Annotated in this window: 12 protein-coding genes and 1 tRNA gene; 4 read left to right on the forward strand and 9 right to left on the reverse strand. The window is 65.5% G+C overall.

Features of this window, described 5'->3' with window-relative positions:
- Positions 1-159: 159 nt before the first annotated feature.
- Positions 160-1,722, forward strand: coding sequence for a L,D-transpeptidase family protein (locus Q0L48_RS14420; RefSeq protein ID WP_296722109.1), 1,563 nt, complete (start codon positions 160-162; stop codon positions 1,720-1,722).
- A gap of 30 nt (positions 1,723-1,752) precedes the next feature.
- Here Q0L48_RS14420 and Q0L48_RS14425 read toward each other — a convergent pair whose 3' ends face one another.
- Complete coding sequence (locus tag Q0L48_RS14425) at positions 1,753-2,256, reverse strand: DUF4157 domain-containing protein (protein ID WP_296722110.1); 504 nt, start codon at positions 2,254-2,256, stop codon at positions 1,753-1,755.
- Between the two features lie 316 nt (positions 2,257-2,572).
- On the opposite strand from Q0L48_RS14425, the gene Q0L48_RS14430 reads away from it, so the two are divergent.
- Both Q0L48_RS14430 and Q0L48_RS14435 read left to right on the forward strand, forming a co-directional pair.
- On the forward strand, positions 2,573-3,001 hold the full coding sequence (locus Q0L48_RS14430) for a hypothetical protein (RefSeq protein ID WP_296722112.1): 429 nt from the start codon (positions 2,573-2,575) through the stop codon (positions 2,999-3,001).
- Positions 3,002-3,203: 202 nt separating this feature from the next.
- Positions 3,204-4,310 (forward strand): AI-2E family transporter, encoded by a 1,107-nt coding sequence (locus tag Q0L48_RS14435; protein ID WP_296722113.1) that lies wholly within the window; start codon positions 3,204-3,206, stop codon positions 4,308-4,310.
- A 52-nt stretch (positions 4,311-4,362) separates the two neighbouring features.
- Here Q0L48_RS14435 and Q0L48_RS14440 read toward each other — a convergent pair.
- Positions 4,363-4,439 (reverse strand) — tRNA-Arg (locus tag Q0L48_RS14440).
- Between the two features lie 61 nt (positions 4,440-4,500).
- On the opposite strand from Q0L48_RS14440, the gene Q0L48_RS14445 reads away from it, so the two are divergent.
- Entirely contained in the window at positions 4,501-5,280 is a 780-nt protein-coding gene (locus Q0L48_RS14445) for a queuosine precursor transporter (RefSeq protein WP_296722115.1), read from the forward strand.
- On the opposite strand, the gene Q0L48_RS14450 is transcribed toward Q0L48_RS14445, so the two are convergent.
- The 7 genes from Q0L48_RS14450 to Q0L48_RS14480 form a co-directional block, all read right to left on the reverse strand.
- The gene (locus Q0L48_RS14450) at positions 5,277-6,821 is read right to left on the reverse strand and encodes a Ppx/GppA family phosphatase (protein WP_296722116.1); all 1,545 of its coding nucleotides are present in this window, start codon (positions 6,819-6,821) and stop codon (positions 5,277-5,279) included. The two genes, Q0L48_RS14445 and Q0L48_RS14450, sit on opposite strands and share 4 nt — an antisense overlap.
- On the reverse strand, positions 6,818-9,037 hold the full coding sequence (locus Q0L48_RS14455; RefSeq protein ID WP_296722118.1) for an RNA degradosome polyphosphate kinase: 2,220 nt from the start codon (positions 9,035-9,037) through the stop codon (positions 6,818-6,820). Before Q0L48_RS14455 ends, Q0L48_RS14450 begins: the two co-directional genes overlap by 4 nt.
- Before the next feature lie 135 nt (positions 9,038-9,172).
- The gene (gene virB11 / locus Q0L48_RS14460; RefSeq protein ID WP_296722120.1) at positions 9,173-10,201 is read right to left on the reverse strand and encodes a P-type DNA transfer ATPase VirB11; all 1,029 of its coding nucleotides are present in this window, start codon (positions 10,199-10,201) and stop codon (positions 9,173-9,175) included.
- A gap of 8 nt (positions 10,202-10,209) precedes the next feature.
- The gene (locus tag Q0L48_RS14465) at positions 10,210-11,340 is read right to left on the reverse strand and encodes a TrbI/VirB10 family protein (RefSeq protein ID WP_296722121.1); all 1,131 of its coding nucleotides are present in this window, start codon (positions 11,338-11,340) and stop codon (positions 10,210-10,212) included.
- A gap of 43 nt (positions 11,341-11,383) precedes the next feature.
- Complete coding sequence (locus Q0L48_RS14470) at positions 11,384-12,202, reverse strand: TrbG/VirB9 family P-type conjugative transfer protein (RefSeq protein ID WP_296722123.1); 819 nt, start codon at positions 12,200-12,202, stop codon at positions 11,384-11,386.
- Positions 12,199-13,395, reverse strand: a complete 1,197-nt coding sequence (locus Q0L48_RS14475; RefSeq protein ID WP_296722125.1) for a type IV secretion system protein — start codon at positions 13,393-13,395, stop codon at positions 12,199-12,201. Before Q0L48_RS14475 ends, Q0L48_RS14470 begins: the two co-directional genes overlap by 4 nt.
- Positions 13,392-15,842, reverse strand: a complete 2,451-nt coding sequence (locus Q0L48_RS14480; RefSeq protein ID WP_296722126.1) for a VirB4 family type IV secretion/conjugal transfer ATPase — start codon at positions 15,840-15,842, stop codon at positions 13,392-13,394. Before Q0L48_RS14480 ends, Q0L48_RS14475 begins: the two co-directional genes overlap by 4 nt.
- Between the last annotated feature and the right edge of the window lie 31 nt (positions 15,843-15,873).

Raw genomic sequence — 15,873 nt, forward strand, 5'->3', positions numbered from 1 at the left:
CGCCGCCACCTCCCCCGCCAATGCCCACGCCGATGGGCGAACGCGGATAGGTCTCCTCCGGCGAACACAGAAGGGCAGTGCGATAACCGCACTGCCCTTCGACGCGGCTGGTGAGAGCCGAAAAGTGCAGCGGAGCTTGGCATACAGAAGGCACAGGAAATGAATTGGAACAAAGGCCTGTTGGCCGGGGTTGCGGCGGTTTCGATGCAGGTTGCGGTGCCTGTCCACGCGCAGATGACAGCACCTGCCACCAACGCAGCGACACAGACCGTCGATACGGCAGTTGCTAACGCCATTCGAAGTGCCGCCGATGGCCCCTTGCGCGAATTTTACGCGGAACGCGGCTACAGGCCGCTTTGGGTTGCGAGCGGCGAAGTCGGCGCCGTTGCGCTCGGGCTGATCAGCCATATCGAAGGCGCGGCGGTCGATGGACTCGACCCGAGCGCCTATGATCCCGATGATCTGCGCGAGATGATCCGAGCCGCCTCTGGCGGTTCTCCCGAGACGCTGGCGCGCGCAGAACTCACGCTCTCGCAGGCTTTCGCACGGCTGGTCAGCGATATGCGCCGCCCGCGGGCCGAGATGCATTATGCCGAGCCGGAATTGCAACCCGGTGCCATCGCGCCCGCCGACGTGTTGCGGCGGGCCGCACGCGCGGATTCCTTCGATGAATACCTGACCGGCATGGAATGGATGCACCCGGCCTATGTCGGCTTGCGGGGGCAACTGCTCGCGGCGCGGCAACAGCGCCAAATCCCCTCGATCGATGTGCCCGCTGGCCCGCTGCTGCGCCCCGGTGACAGTGGCGAGCGGGTTGCGTTGCTGCGCCAGCGCCTCGGGCTTTCCGGGGACGGGCATTACGACGATGAACTCGCGCAGGCGGTGCGTTCGTTCCAGCATGTCAACGGGCTCGCTGCCGACGGCGTCGCCGGATCCCGCACCCTCGCCGCGCTCAATCGGGGTCTTGATGCCGCCCCCCGCAATGCAGAACGCATTCTCGCGATCAATCTCGAAAGAGCGCGGCTGCTGCCCGATGCGCATACAAGGCATGTGGTCGTGAATGCGGCGGCGGCCGAGCTGAGCTATTACGGCCAAGGCGAACGTCAGGGCGCGATGAAGGTGGTCGTCGGAACACCCGAAACGCCGACGCCGATGATGGCGGGCATGATCCGCTATGCAACGCTCAATCCCTACTGGAACCTACCGGCGGACCTGGCGGCGCGGATCATCGCGCCGCGCATGATCGAAGGCCATTCGCTGTCGGCCATGGGCTACGAGGTGCTCTCCGGCTGGACGCGCGAGGCCGAGGTGATCGATCCGGCCACGGTCGACTGGCGATCGGTTGCGGCAGGCAAGGAACTCGCGCGGGTTCGCCAACTGCCGAGCGCGCGCAATTCCATGGGGAGTGTGAAGTACATCTTCCCCAACGAGATGGGCGTGTTCCTGCATGACACGCCCAGCCGTTCCCTGTTCGACAAACCGGCGCGCCAGTTCAGCAATGGCTGCGTGCGGCTGGAGGACGCCGAAAGGTTGGGCGAATGGCTGTTCGGCCAGAGATTGGCGGCCGAGACCAAAGAGCCGGAACAATATCGCCACGTGCCCGAGCCGGTCCCGGTCTATATCACCTATCTGACAGCAGCGCCGGTCGGCCGGAATATCGCGTTCTTCCCCGATGTTTATACCCGCGACGAGCAAGCGATGGTGCAGGTTGCCGCGAGGTAAGCCGATAGCGAAAGCAGGAAACGCGCCCGGTCAGCAAGCTGCGGTTCGCGCAACGGGCCTTTGCCGCAGTCGCGTGTTCAGAGCATCGAGTATGTGATTGGTCCTGTCCACCGCAGCATTCTCCATCTCGGGCCAGTGGGCGAGATAGGCGCGGCTGAAACGCCGGACGGTTCCCATCTGCCGGAACTGTTCGACATGCACCAATTCGTGCGCCCACAGCGAGATATTGCCCGCATCCGCCGGGGTCTGGAACACCACCAGATCATCGAAGGTCATTGCCCTGTATCGCGGGAACAGGGCGCTGACGAAGGTATCGAGGCTGACCCTTCGGGAGGACACCGTCCAGCGCACCTGATCGAGTGTCTCGGCATCGAAGAAGGGGGCAAGCTGCTGCCGCATCTCCGGCGGAATCCGATTGTCGCCGCTGCGCAGCGCAGTGGCGCGCGAATGGCTGATCGACGCGCTCAGCAGCGGCGCAAGCGCTGCATTGGTGTTGCTTGCGATCCATGATGGCGGCGCGGCGCACAGCCTCACGCCCGGTGAACTGCAAGACCCGAGCAGGACAACGCACAGGCTCAACGCCAGACCTTTCGCGATCTGGCGAGGCCTGTGCGTACGGACCCGGGACATTGTGCCAAACTCCTGAAAAGACGACGGTGCTCGCCTCGCAATACGGCGAAAAATTTTGTCAGGAATTTGGCGTGTCCCATTGGCCGAGCCACAATTGCGGTGAACGACACCCGGCCTACCTAGGTTGGTAATCCGCCTTGTTACCGGATCGGGGGGAGTATCAGACCATCCGACCGTCGCGCATCGACACGACGCGGCATAGAAATCTAGGAGAACACGGATGAAACGATTCCTCACCATTGCCGCAGCATCGTCACTCGCGCTTATGGCCGCCTGCACCGAAGAGCCGGACGCGATCGAAACCGACGACCTCGCAGCCGATCAGACCACCATGGCCGAACCGGTCGGCACGGCCGGAACCTGGGACACCAATAATGACGGCATGTTGGATCAGGCCGAATACAACGCATGGGGTGAGCGCGGCATATCCGCATGGGACACCGATGCCGACGGCATGCTGAGCATGCAGGAATTCGAAGCCGGGTGGACCGGTGAGGGTATGAACAACGGCAACGACGTGTTCCTCGCCTGGGACGACGACAATGACGGCTTCCTGACCGACGACGAATTCTTCGACGAAGAGGAATGGACCGAGTGGGACGCCAACAGCAGCGGGATGCTCGAAAACGACGAATTCGCCAACTACTGAGGCTGGCCAATTGGTGAGACGGGGGTGACCTGCGCAAGGGTCACCCCCCCCGCTGCGCCCGCCTTAAAAGACAGGCCCCGCTTCCCACCCTCGCAACCCTTCCGGCCCGGCCTGAAGGGATAGAACATCGCTTGGCTTATCGGCTGCCTCAGGCCTTTGGTCGGCGTTTCGACAACCAACCCGAGCTAGGTTCACACAGGCGATGAAAAACGATCCGCCCTCCCCCAGCCGGGTGCCCGGTGCCGAGCCATCCCCGCTGCACCACCGCCTGTTGTTCGTGCTCGCGGCTGCTGCGCTGGTGTGGCTGCTGCGGGAAACCTATGCGGTGTTGATGCCCACTGCGGCGGCGCTGCTGCTGGCGCTGGGCGTGTGGCCGGTGGTCGCTGCGATCCGCGACCACCTGCCGCGCGCGCTCGGCTGGCTCGGCGCGGTGGTGGGAATGCTGCTGGTGCTCGGTATTCTGGTCCTGTTCTTCACGGGCATCGGCTATGCGGCGCGCCGCGTCTACGGGCTGGCGCAGGACATCGGCCCGCAATTGCAAACGCGGCTCGGCAACCTGCCGTTCGATCTGCCCGATATCCTTTCCGACGGTCCCGATGCCGATACCACCGCGCTTGCCACCAGCAGCGATCTGGCCTCCAGCGCGCTGGTCGTGCTCAACATGACCGCCGGCACATTGGGCGGCATCATCCTTATCCTGTTCCTGATGCTGCTGATGCTGACCGAAGCGGGCAACTGGAACGCCAAAATCCACTCGATTTCAAAGGGTCATCGCGATGCGCGGCGCTGGCTCGACATTGGGCTGTCGGTCGGCGGCAAGTTCCGCGCCTATTTCACCACACGTCTGCTGGTCGGCGTGCTGAGCGGGCTGCTCTACTCCGGCTTCCTGCTGCTGTTCGGGGTAGAATACACGGTGCTTTGGGGCCTGTTGACGGTACTCCTCAGCTTCATCCCAACGGTCGGCTCGATCATCTCGGGAATCCTGCCGACCATCTATGTCTTCATCACCCGCGATATCGGCACGGCGCTGATCGTCGGCGCGGGGCTGCTGGTGATCGAGCAGGTGATGGGCAATTTCATCGATCCCAAGCTGATGGGCCGCAGACTGGCAATCTCGCCATTGGTGGTGCTGGTGGCGCTGGTGTTCTGGTCGCTGCTGTGGGGTCTGGCAGGCGCGCTGCTGGCGGTGCCGCTGACGGTGCTGGCGACGGTGGTGATGGCCCATTTCGACCGCTTCAAGCCTGCCGCCCTGCTGCTGACCGACTGCGATGATCTGGAGGGGCTGGAAGATTACCGCCAGCCTGATTAGGGGCGCCGCGCTGCGATGCAGGCCGGTGGCGACGTCGGCTTCAATAGGAAAATGGCGCGCCCGGCAGGACTCGAACCTGCTACCTCAAGATTAGAAGTCTCGCGCTCTATCCAGATGAGCTACGGGCGCGCAGCCGCAAGCCCAATAGCGTGCTTTGCGGCGGATGGGAATCGCGCTAACCCGAGAAGCGATGGAAAACACCTCTCCCGCCTCCACGCTCGCCGATCCGGCCGCCGCATTCGATCGCGACCCCAGCGACGGCATTCACGCCGCCAGCCGCGCGCCGACGGCGTTCCGCTATTACGACATCGTGATGGCGGCATTCGTCGCCATTCTGCTGCTGTCGAACCTGATCGGCGCGGCCAAGCTGTCGACGGTTGCGGGATACACCTTCGGGGCGGGGATCCTGTTCTTCCCGGTCAGCTATGTCATCGGCGACGTGCTGACCGAGGTCTATGGCTATGCCAAGGCGCGGCGGGGGATCTGGACCGGGTTCGGGGCGCTCACCTTCATGGCGTTCATGAGCTTCGTCGTGGTCGCCATGCCGCCCGCCGATAGCTGGACGGGGCAGGCCGCTTATGAAGAGGTGTTCGGCAGCACCTGGCGCATTGTCGTCGCCTCGATCACCGCGTTCTGGGCGGGCGAATTCGTGAATTCCTTCGTCATGGCCAAGATGAAAATCCTGACCAAGGGACGCGCCCTCTGGAGCCGCACCATTGGTTCGACCTTCGTCGGGCAAGGCGTCGACAGCCTGATCTTCTACCCGATCGCGTTCCTCGGCATCTGGACGACGCAGGACGTGCTGACAGTGATCGTCACCAACTGGGCGCTGAAAGTGCTGTGGGAAGCCGCGCTGACACCGGTCACCTATGTGGTGGTCAACAAGCTGAAAGCGGCCGAGGGGGTCGATCTGTTCGACCTCGACACCGACTTTTCGCCCTTCGCCAGCAGCAAGGGCAACGCAGGCTAGTCGCGGCGCGCCATCAGCACGCAATCGGGCACGATCTCCACCCGCCATTCACACCCGAGCCTGCCTGCCAGCAGCTTCATGTCCTTTTCGGTCGGGATGCCGAACAGGGCTTCGTGGCTTTCTGCCAGCTTGAGCACCAGTGCGCCGTCCTCGACCACCAACTGGCTGACTTCGAACGAACGGCGCGAACTTGCGCCCAGCCGCCGGGCGAGGCGCAGCGCCAATCCCCAGCGCGCCGCCTCTTCCAAGGCCTCCTCGCTCGCGAGAGCGCGCACGCGGCCGGGCAGATCGAGCTGGTTGCCATTGGCCGCAATCGCCGCCGCCATCATTGCCCGGCCCTCGCCACCCACGCCGACCCAGCGTTTGTGCAGCGCCCAATCGATCGCCTGCGGCAGGCGCAGATTCGGTTCGATCTGCATCGAGGCAAGCGCCAGCATGGTCGCCGCCAGCCGCAGCCGTTCGCTGCCGTGCTCGCGCGCGGGCGCGGCATCCAGCGTCCAGGCGGCCATCCGCATCGCCAGTGTCGCAGGCGCGCCGCGCTGGCTGGCGAACACGCCCACCCCCGCCAGCAGCGGGTCCTGCGTCCGGCTATGGGCAGGCAGGCGGTCGTAGAGCAGCCCTTCCCGCAGGCCCCAGGACGAAAACACCACCTTGTCCGGATTGAGCCGCGTCAGCAGCGCCCCCAGCAGCACAGCCGCATCGGGCAGCTTTTCCGCGCGCATTGCCGAAATCCGGTCGCGTTCCTTCAGCGCGTCGCTTTCGCTACCCGCCAGCGCCGCCACCAGTTCCTGCGCGCTCGCCGCGTCCAGCTCGAAGCCGTGGGGATCGCTCAAAGCGTGATCGCGCGCCGCCATGGCATAGACCGCCATCGCCCGCCACGTGCCACCGACCAGATACAGCGCGCCGTTATCGGCAGGCGCAATCTCCGCCAGATCCCACCCGGCCTTGCGGATCGCCTTGTCGAGCGCTTTTGTCATCTCGCCCCGCCCGCCCTTGCGGAAATCGGGCAGCCGCAGCGTGCCCAGCGGCAGCGTGCTGGCGGTGTCCGCCGTGCCGCCTGCCACCCGCACCAGTTCAAGACTGCCGCCGCCCAGATCGGCCACGATCCCGCGCGCATCGGGGAAGGCACCGATCACCCCGTGGGCGCTGAGCAGCGCTTCCTCCTCGCCCGAGATTACCCGCGGCTTCAGCCCGATAGCGCGCAATTGCTCGACGAATTCCGGGCCGTTGGCAGCATCGCGCGCCGCCGCGGTCGCCACCGTCTCGACATCGTGAATGCCGAGGTCTTCGAGCAGCAGCGCGAACCGTTTCAGCCCGCGCAGGGCGAGCGCGATGGCTTCGTCCGCCAGCCGCCCGGTGGTGGCGATCTCGCGCCCCAGCTTGGCGGTGACCTTTTCATTGAGCAGCACCATCGGCGCGCGCATCGAACCGCCATAGACCACCAGCCGCACGGTGTTCGATCCGATGTCGATGATCGCGCGTTCGGGCGTGTTGCCGGCAAAGGCGCCGTCGCGGTCGTCCGGTCGTCTGCGATAGCTCATGCCGACCGCCCCCGGCGCAAGCTGAGCTTGGGCACAGCCCCTGCCTCCAATGCGCCGCCGCGTCCCGATAGCGACGGGTTCGTCATGAAATAGCGGTGACAATTGAACGGCTTGCCATCGGTGGACACCCGCGAATAGGAGCCATCGGCATTGCACCACCAGCTTTGTTCACTGTCGAGCATATTGGCCAGCAGCACCTGTTGCAGCACCTGATCATGCACTGTGCGGTTGAGGATCGGGATCAGCGCCTCGACCCGGCGATCGAGATTGCGGCCCATCAGATCGGCCGATGATATGAACACCGCAGCATGCGCGCTGGGCATCGCGTGACCATTGGCGAAGGCATAGATGCGGCTATGTTCCAGAAATCGCCCGATGATCGATTTGACCCGGATGTTCTCGCTCAACCCGGCAACACCGGGCCGCAGGCAGCAAATCCCGCGCACCATCAGTTCGATCATTACCCCGGCATTGCTGGCGGTATACAGCCGGTCGATCACGCCTTCGTCGGTCAGCTGGTTGCATTTCAGCCAGATCGCGGCGGGACGGCCCGCAGCGGCATTGGCGATTTCGGTATCGATCCGGCGATAGATTTCGGCGCGCAGATCGATGGGGGCGATGTGGATGCGTTCCAGCGCGTGCGGTTCGACATAGCCGGTGACGAAATTGAACATCTTGGCCGCATCGCGCCCCAGCTTGGGATCGGCGGTGAAGAAGCTGAGGTCGGTATAGATCTTGGCGGTGACGGGGTGATAATTGCCGGTGCCGAAATGGCAGTAGGTGCGGAACGAGGTGCCTTCGCGCCGCACCACCATCGCCACCTTGGCGTGGGTCTTCCAGTCGGTGAAGCCGTAGATCACCTGCACGCCCGCACGTTCCAGCTTGCTGGCCCATTTGAGGTTCTGTTCCTCGTCGAACCGGGCTTTCAGTTCGACCACGGCGGTGACGGATTTGCCCGCCTCGGCCGCTTCGATCAGCGCGCCGATCACCGCGCTTTGCGAACCAGCGCGGTACAGCGTCTGCTTGATCGCCACCACGTCCGGATCGGCGGCCGCCTGCCGGATGAAATCGACCACCACCTCGAAACTTTCGTAGGGGTGGTGGATGATGATGTCCTTTTCGCGGATCGCGGAAAAGGCATCGCCGTCATGTTCGCGGATGCGTTCCGGGAAGCGCGGGGAATAGGCATCGAATTTCAGATCGGGGCGGTCTTCGGAGGCAATTTCGGCCAGCCCGTCGATCCCGATCATGCCGTCGGTCTTGATCACCGCGGCTTCATGCACGCCCAATTGTTCTAGCAGCACGGCCTCGGCTGCGGGATCGAAATCCTCTTCCAATTCCAGCTGGATCACCTGCCCGCGCCGCCGCCGCTGGATCGCGCTGCGGAAGGTGCGCACGAGGTCTTCGGCCTCTTCCTCGATTTCGATGTCGCTGTCGCGCAGCACCCGGAACAACCCGTCGCCCTGAATGGTGAAGCCCGGGAACAGCGCCGAGGCATAGCGCTGGATCAGGCTGGCGATGGAAATATACAGCGCGCCGCCCGTTCCTGCTTCGGCCCCCGTTCCGGCGCCCGTCACCTCGTCCGGCACACGCACGAACCGCGGCAGCGCGCTGGGGATCAGCACCATTTCGATCAGCTGTTCCTTGTCGCCATCACGCGTCAGAGTGAACAGCAGGCCCATGCCTTCGTTCTGGACGAACGGGAACGGGTGGGCCGGGTCCAGCGCCTGCGGGGTGATGATCGGCAGAATTTCGTTGAGGAAGAAGCTTTTCAGCCACTTGTGAGCGGCGGGCTTGACCCGTTGTTCGTCGGCAATGTGGATATCCGCGCCCGCCAACGCATCGCGCAGCGTCCGCCAGATATGCTGCTGGCGGGACGACAATACGGCCAGCATATCGCGGATCGCGGCGAGCTGCTGGGTCGGCGTAAGCCCGTCGATCGATGGCCGCGCGATATCGCGCTGCGCCTGACCCACCAGTCCGGCCACGCGGATCATCATGAATTCATCGAGGTTGCTGCCCGAAATCGACAGGAAGCGCAGCCGTTCGAGCAGCGGGTAGGCCTCGTTCTGTGCTTCGGCCAGCACCCGCTGGTTGAACTGCAGCCACGACAATTCGCGATTGAAATAGGCCGATTCGTCGGGGCCAAGCCGCGCGAAAACGGGCGCGCCTGCCGCCTCGCCGTTGTCCTCATCCTCGATCGGTAACGTGCTCATCGGTTCCCTGCTACGCCAGCCCGGCCCATTCGTCACGGCGTTCCGCGCCGCCCCAATGTTCGCTGGCACCCCAAGTGTAAATCACCATCAAGCGCGTGTCACATGGATGTCGTTTTGGGGACGCGGAATTCCCGATCAAACCAGCGAACGGCACTCCGCGATCTGGGTAATCCCGCGCTTGCCATTGGCATCGCGCCCCAGTTGCACGATCACGTCGATCACGGAAGCGGCATAGGCGATGGTGTCCGACCGGGTCAGGCCGATCCCGGTCTGCATCACCATCAGCGACAATTGTTCGAGCGCGCCGCGCAAGCTGTTGGCGTGGATGGTGGAAAAGCTGCCCGGATGCCCGGTGTTGATCGCGCGCAGGAAGCTGACGCTTTCCGCGCCGCGCAATTCGCCCAGCACGATCCGGTCGGGCCGGAGGCGCAGCGCGGCTTGAAGGAGTTCGTTGGCGGTGACCTTGGCCTCACCCAATTCGCCCTTGATCGCGACCAGTCCGACCGCGTTTTCGCCCGGAAACTTCAGTTCGGGCGTGTCTTCGACCATGACCACGCGTTCACGGCGCGGAATCTCGCCCAGCATGGCGTTGAGGAATGTCGTCTTGCCGGTGCTGGTGCCGCCCGAAATCAGGATGGTGCGGCGATGGCGGATCGCCTCGCGCAGGTAGGCGATCGGCTGGAACTGCGGATCGGGCAGGTCGATATGGCCCTCGCCCACCAGCGGGCCGGTGTCATAGGCGTCGAGCGGCAGGTCCAGCCGGCGGTGGCGGCGGATCGCCATCACCCAGTGTTTGCGGCTGGCAGGCGGCCCGCAGAACTGGACGCGCGCGCCGTCCGGCAAGGTCGCGCCCAGCAGCGGGTGTTCGCGGTTGATCCCCTGATGGCTGACCCGCGCGACCTGTTCGGCCAGGCGCTGCACCAGCCGGTCATCGATCTCGGGCGTTTCGATCCGCTGCATGCCGGGGCTGGCGGCATCCTCGATCCAAACCTCGCCCGGCCGATTGACCATGATCTCGGTCACGGTGTCGCGGTCGAGCCAGCGGCGGAACGGCGCGAGATAGGCTTCGAGGTAGACGCTGCGTTCGGCGGGCAGCACGGGGCTGGCGGGGGTACCCTCGCCCTCGCCCGCTTGCGCCGTCAGCCGGTGGATATCCGCGCTCATGGCCGCGCTCAGCCGACCGTGCTGAAATCGAGATCGCGCGCGGTGAACACGCGGATCGGCTCACCCATGCGAACGCGGATGGTGGGGCTGATCTGGCCTTGCGATTGCACCGCCGAATTGGCCGCGCCTTGCGCGCCGCCTGCAACGATCACGCCGCCCACGCCGCCGGTCGCAAGCGCGCCGAGGCCGCCGACCACCGACAGGAGCAGGCCCGAACCGAAGCGTTTGAAGAAGTGGCTGTTGACGTCGCCTTCAAGCCCCGTCGTCCCATCGAACCCGACCGCGGGCGAGGCAAGGTTGACCGAGACGCCGTCAGGCCGGATCAGCCGCGTCCACACCACATAGGCGCGGCGCTGGCCTTGCTCGACGCCCGCCTGATATTGCCCGATCAGGCGCGACGAACGCGGGACGAGGATGCGCTTGCCATCGAAGCTGCGCACGTCCTGGCTCACCACCGCGCGGACATAGCCGGGCACATCGGTGTTGATCGCGGTTTCGAGGATCGCGGGGATCAGCGTGCCTTCTGTGACCGTGGTCGAAGGATTGGTCATCGGACGAGCCTGAGCAGGCGCGCCGCCCACGCCGCCGATCCGGCTGGCAAAGGCCGAGGCGCCGCCGGTGCCGAGGTCGGCTCCGCTCGCCCCGGTTGCGGCAGCCGCGCCCGGGGGCGCTTCGGCCAGACGCGCGCTGTTGGCGGCTCGGCTGGCGTCGAACACCATCGTCGGGCTGGCATAGGGATTGGCGGCCGGCATCGCGACCTGCGCAGGCTGGTTGGCATAGACCGGCGACGGCGCGGGATCGGCTTGCGGCGTCACCGGCGCGGGGGCCGCGACCGGCGTCACCGGCGCGGGCGCAGCGGCAACCTGCGGCGGCGCGACATTCGGATTGCCCACGCCCTGCGGCTCGGGCAGCCGGGCGGAATTCATCGCCCAGAACGTGACCGCGCCGATCCCGCCGATCAGCAGCACTCCAGCAGCCAGACCCAGCCCGTCACCCTTGGCCTTGCGGTCGGTGACGGCGGGGAACGCGGCGCGGCTGGCGAGATCGATGATCTCGGCGGATTCCTGCTCGCGCGGGTCGGCGCCGTCGGCAGAGCCGTTATCGCCCTTCTTGGGCGGCAGACGCATGGCAAGGCGCATCAGTGGAACTCCCTGACAGGATGGAACAGGCGGCGGGGCATCATCATGACCCCTTCTTGCGCGGAGCCGACAGCCCGGCGCTGCGGGCCGAACGCGGTGCCGGGCCGGTATTGGTGAGCGTGGCGGTGTCGCGGCCCGAACGCAGGATGAACTGCGGCGGCACGCCGTCGACAACCACGGTATCGCCGCGCACGGTGAAATTGACCGGGCCTTCATCGCCGTCCTCGTTGGTGACGAGGATTGCGGGGATCGCAGTGCCCACCGGCCAGGTGAGGAACACCGCCTCGCCATCATCATAGGCGCGCGAGGGGATCAGTTCGGCGGTTCCGGCGCTCGCCCATGCGAAGTTCAGGCTGGCCGGATCGGCCACCGCATAGGGATCGGTGGCGGCGGTCATTTCCGCCGGGCTGGCGGCGAGCCGCGCGGCTTCCGCCTCGGCCTCGGCAGCGGCGGCAAGGCGCACTTCTTCGGCGGCCCGTTCCAACTCGGGGTAACGGAATTGCAGCACGTAGAGCGGGGCGTTCTTCGGGCTGGCGACCAGATCGAACAGGTAGGTGCGGCGGTCGGTCACCACGGTCATGTTGGTGCGCGCAGACGTCTCCAGCGGTTTGACGAACAGGATGTCCTGCGCCTTGTTGGGCTGCACCTGCCACGCGGTGGAATCGCCGATCGCGACGTTCTCGATCACCTCGTCGGGGGCGAACTTGATGGTGGTCTGCACCAGCACCTTGCCATCGATCCGCACCACGGCGGCTTCATCGAAGACCAGCGTCTTGAGGCGCGGATCGTCGGCCAGCGCAGGCGCGGAAAGCGCGAGTGCGGCGGCGGACAGGGTCAGCCGAAATATGCCGGCGCGGATCATTGGTATTTCTCCGAAGGGGTGGCCGCAGCGGGCTTGGGCGCAGCGCTTCCGGCGGACCGAAAGCGATTGCCGATCCCGCGCGTGCGAGAAGTGGCGGGGGTCAATGGCGTTACCTGCCCGCCCCCGCCGCTGGTCGCATAGACGCGGGTTTCACGTGAAACATTGGCCGGGCCGGTATCATTGGCGGCATAGGCGGGCGCGGCGGCGCCGACATCGACCCTGCGCGCGGCCATGCCTGCGCCGGCCTGGGCGACATTCATATTGCGCGGCGCAGTGGGTGCAATCGCCGCAGCCATGGGAGCCGCGCGCAGGCCGTCACTGCCGCGCCCGCGATCCTTGTCCGGCACCAGACCGAACACCTGCCAGCCCGCCACCATCGTGCCCGCGACCTTCAGCGCCATGAACATCAGCGCCATGTGCACCGAGCCGACGAGGAAGAATGCCATCGCCGCCTGTTGATCGATCTTGCCGTCGATCCCGACCAGCGCGGACAGAATCGGCACCGACAATTCGAGCATGATCGACCCGCCCAGCACAGCGAACAGCGGTGCCAGTGCCATCATCGTCAGCCCCTTGAGCCAGCCTGTAAACAGCCCGCGCGTGCCTTCGAACAGCGCCAGCACCACGAAAATCGGGCCGAGCGCCAGCAGCAGTGCCAACGCAATCCGCGCCGTCACCAGCAGGCCGACCGTGCCGAGCAGCAGCAGCATCGCCCCCAGCCACATCATGCCCGGCGGTGAGAAAGCGTTGATATCGGTCGTCGGCCCGCTCGCCTGCTGGATCGCAAGGAACACCACGTCGAGCTTTTGCGCGAACACCGCGGTGGCGGATTCGCCCTGCGTGCCGGTGAGGATGCCCGCGATCTGATCCGGGCCGCCGATGAAGATGTTGTAGAAGATGGTCGAGAACGCCACGAAACTGGTGGCGAAACCCATTATCAGACCCAGCGTGATGACCTTGGGCAGCAGTGCGCGCACCCCCAGGTTCGACCGGCCCAGCATCAGCGATATGGCGAAGAAGCCGACATACAGCACCAGCATCAGCGTCAACGCGAAGGTCAACTGGCCCTCGGTCCCGAACAGGCGGTTGAAGGCTTGTTCGGACATGCCGCTGGCGATGCAATCCACCGCCGACAGTGCGGCGGAAACCCCGGTGCCCATCGACTGGGCGGCAAGATCGCAAGGCGTGCTCATTCCGCTGCCTGCCAGACGGGCTGACCGTCCTCGTCCACAGCCGCCGAACCATCGGGCCACGGCCTGCCGGTCAGCGCGGGATACCACGCTGCAGGCTCATCCCCCACCGCCTCGCGCAGCAGATCGAGCCTGCGCACCGCGCTTTCGCGGCCCGACAGGATCGTCAGCACTTCGGGCGCGCCCGACAGGTCTAGCCGCACGACAACGCTGGCATCGGGCTGGCGCACGAGGAAGCAGCGCGAATGCGCGGGCAGGCTGCGGATCAGCGCGAATTCGTGGTCCGTCAGGCCGAACCCGTCGCAGTAATCCTCCGGCCGCGCGCGGCTGTTGGGCATGAACACCATGGTCGCGGTCTGTTCGACCAATGCGGTCGAAATGCGGCTGTCGAGCGCATCGCGGGCGGACTGTGTCGCAAACCCGACCAGTGCATTGCGCTTGCGCAGCGTCTTGAGCCAATCGCGGATGCGCGCGGCGAAGACTTCGTCATCGAGCGCCTTCCAGCCTTCATCGATCAGGATCATGGTCGGCTGACCATCGAGCCGCTCGTCGATGCGGTGGAACAGATACATCATCGTCGGCGTGCGCAGGCGCGGATTCTCGAGCAGCGCGGTCATGTCGAAGCCGAGCACACGCTCCGACAGGTCGAGCCGGTCGCGTTCATTATCGAACAGCCATGCGTGCTCGCCGCCGTCTCCGCTGGCGCTTCCGATCCATGCGCTCAGCCGGTCGGCCAGATCGCCCGGTTCGGGCCGACGCGCGCCCGCCAGCAATTCCTTGAAATGCCGCAACCGCCGCAGCGAAGGATCATTGGCATAGGTCGCGTCGACAGCGCCGCTGACCAGCGCGAATTCCTCCGGCCCCTCGGCCTTCAGCAGAACGCTCAGCCAGTCGCGCAGGAACGCGCGGTTGGCGGGGGTATCGGGCAGCGACAGCGGGTTGAACCCGGTCGGCTCACCCGGCGCAATGCGATCATAGCGCCCGCCGATGCCGCGAATGAACAGCTCCGCGCCGCGATCCTTGTCGAACAGGATGGTGCGCGGTTTGAACTTTTGCGCTTGCGCGGCAAGGAAGTTCATCACCACGGTCTTGCCTGAACCGCTCGGCCCGATGACGCTGAAATTGCCGAGATCGCCGTGGTGAAAGTTGAAGAAGAACGGCGTGGCGCTGGTGGTTTCCAGCAGCGTCACCGCATCGCCCCAGTGGTTGCCGCTCGCCTGCCCCAGCGCAAACCCGTGGAACGATCCGAAGCCTGCCATATTGGCCGAGGAGATCAGCGCGCGGCGGACAATATATTCCTCGTTACCGGGGAACTGTGCCCAGAACGCCGGTTCGAGATTGGTGTCCTCGCGCACCGCAATCGCGCCGGTATCGGCCAGCGCGGCGGCGCAGGATGCCATGGCGTCATCGAGCCTGCCCAGGCTACGCTCGCGCACCAGCACAGTGAGGTGATGGTCGCCGAAGCCGACCGCGCCATTGCCCAGCGCATCGCGCGCCGCCATCATTTCGCCGCGCTCGGCTGCAGCTTCCTCGTCCACCGAGCGCGAGCGCCGCAGCGCGAGGTCGATCCGTTCGCGCGCAGTGGTGCGTTCATTGGGGGCGTAGCTTTCGCTGACCACCATTTCGAACGGCAGGCGCAGCAGATTGTCGAGCAGGCCGGGCGAGGTCGCCTCAGGGTAATCTTTCAACCCGAGGATCGCGGCAAAATCGGGCGCGGCGCTCCCGCGCAATTCCATCGCATCAAGGCCAAAACTGGCCCGGCGATAGGGCAGCATGTGGCCGATATCGGTTTCCGGCGCAGGGCGGCGCACCGGGCGCATTTCGCCGTTATAAAGCGCCGAAAGCAGTTCGAGCATTTCGGAATTGGTGCCGCCGCGGTCGGAGCCGGGCGCCTGATAATCACCCAGCACCGCCGCGCCGTAATTCTGCAAGCTGGCGACCAGCCCGGTGATCGCGGCCTTGAGGCTGCGGATATCCTTGGGATCGGCCTCCAATTCGTCTTGCCCGCGCCGCGAGAACAGCTTGCTCATCCGCTCGGGCAGGCCCGTCTTGCCGCGTGCGGGGCGGCGGATCAGAGTGACGAACTGATCATTGATAAACAGCGATCCGCCCGCCAGCCGCTGTTTCCAGCGCGCATCGATATGGCGCGACAGGGCGTCGGGGAATTCGGCGTCGAGCTCCACTTCCACCCGGCGGCGGATGACGTGGTGATACATTACAAACCGCGCATCGAGCGTGGAGCGCAGCATCACCTCACGCGTGGCAGCGTGGGCGTTGAGCGCGTCGGAATCCTCGGTTTCGAACAGCAGGCCGGGCACCTGAATGGCGCTCATCACGCTGCCATCGCGCAGCAGCACGGTGTTCTCGTCCACCAGGCGGGCATAGGGCAGCCGGTCGCCGACGCGCGCTTCCTTCGCGCTCCATGCGGCGGCTCCGATCCATTTCACCATGTCCGGCCCTCCTTGCCTAGGCCATTGCTCT

The organism is Erythrobacter sp. (genome assembly GCF_024305245.1).
In the GTDB taxonomy this organism is placed as follows: domain Bacteria; phylum Pseudomonadota; class Alphaproteobacteria; order Sphingomonadales; family Sphingomonadaceae; genus Erythrobacter.

Excerpts from the sequence above, each read along its gene's own strand:
- Q0L48_RS14465 (WP_296722121.1), bottom strand. The coding sequence starts at position 11,340 with ATGCGCCTTGCCATGCGTCTGCCGCCCAAGAAGGGCGATAACGGCTCT.
- Q0L48_RS14470 (WP_296722123.1), bottom strand. The coding sequence starts at position 12,202 with ATGATCCGCGCCGGCATATTTCGGCTGACCCTGTCCGCCGCCGCACTC.
- Q0L48_RS14480 (WP_296722126.1), bottom strand. The coding sequence starts at position 15,842 with ATGGTGAAATGGATCGGAGCCGCCGCATGGAGCGCGAAGGAAGCGCGC.
- Q0L48_RS14475 (WP_296722125.1), bottom strand. The coding sequence starts at position 13,395 with ATGAGCACGCCTTGCGATCTTGCCGCCCAGTCGATGGGCACCGGGGTT.
- Q0L48_RS14445 (WP_296722115.1), top strand. The coding sequence starts at position 4,501 with ATGGAAAACACCTCTCCCGCCTCCACGCTCGCCGATCCGGCCGCCGCA.
- Q0L48_RS14420 (WP_296722109.1), top strand. The coding sequence starts at position 160 with ATGAATTGGAACAAAGGCCTGTTGGCCGGGGTTGCGGCGGTTTCGATG.
- Q0L48_RS14435 (WP_296722113.1), top strand. The coding sequence starts at position 3,204 with ATGAAAAACGATCCGCCCTCCCCCAGCCGGGTGCCCGGTGCCGAGCCA.
- Q0L48_RS14450 (WP_296722116.1), bottom strand. The coding sequence starts at position 6,821 with ATGAGCTATCGCAGACGACCGGACGACCGCGACGGCGCCTTTGCCGGC.
- Q0L48_RS14455 (WP_296722118.1), bottom strand. The coding sequence starts at position 9,037 with ATGAGCACGTTACCGATCGAGGATGAGGACAACGGCGAGGCGGCAGGC.
- virB11 (WP_296722120.1), bottom strand. The coding sequence starts at position 10,201 with ATGAGCGCGGATATCCACCGGCTGACGGCGCAAGCGGGCGAGGGCGAG.
- Q0L48_RS14430 (WP_296722112.1), top strand. The coding sequence starts at position 2,573 with ATGAAACGATTCCTCACCATTGCCGCAGCATCGTCACTCGCGCTTATG.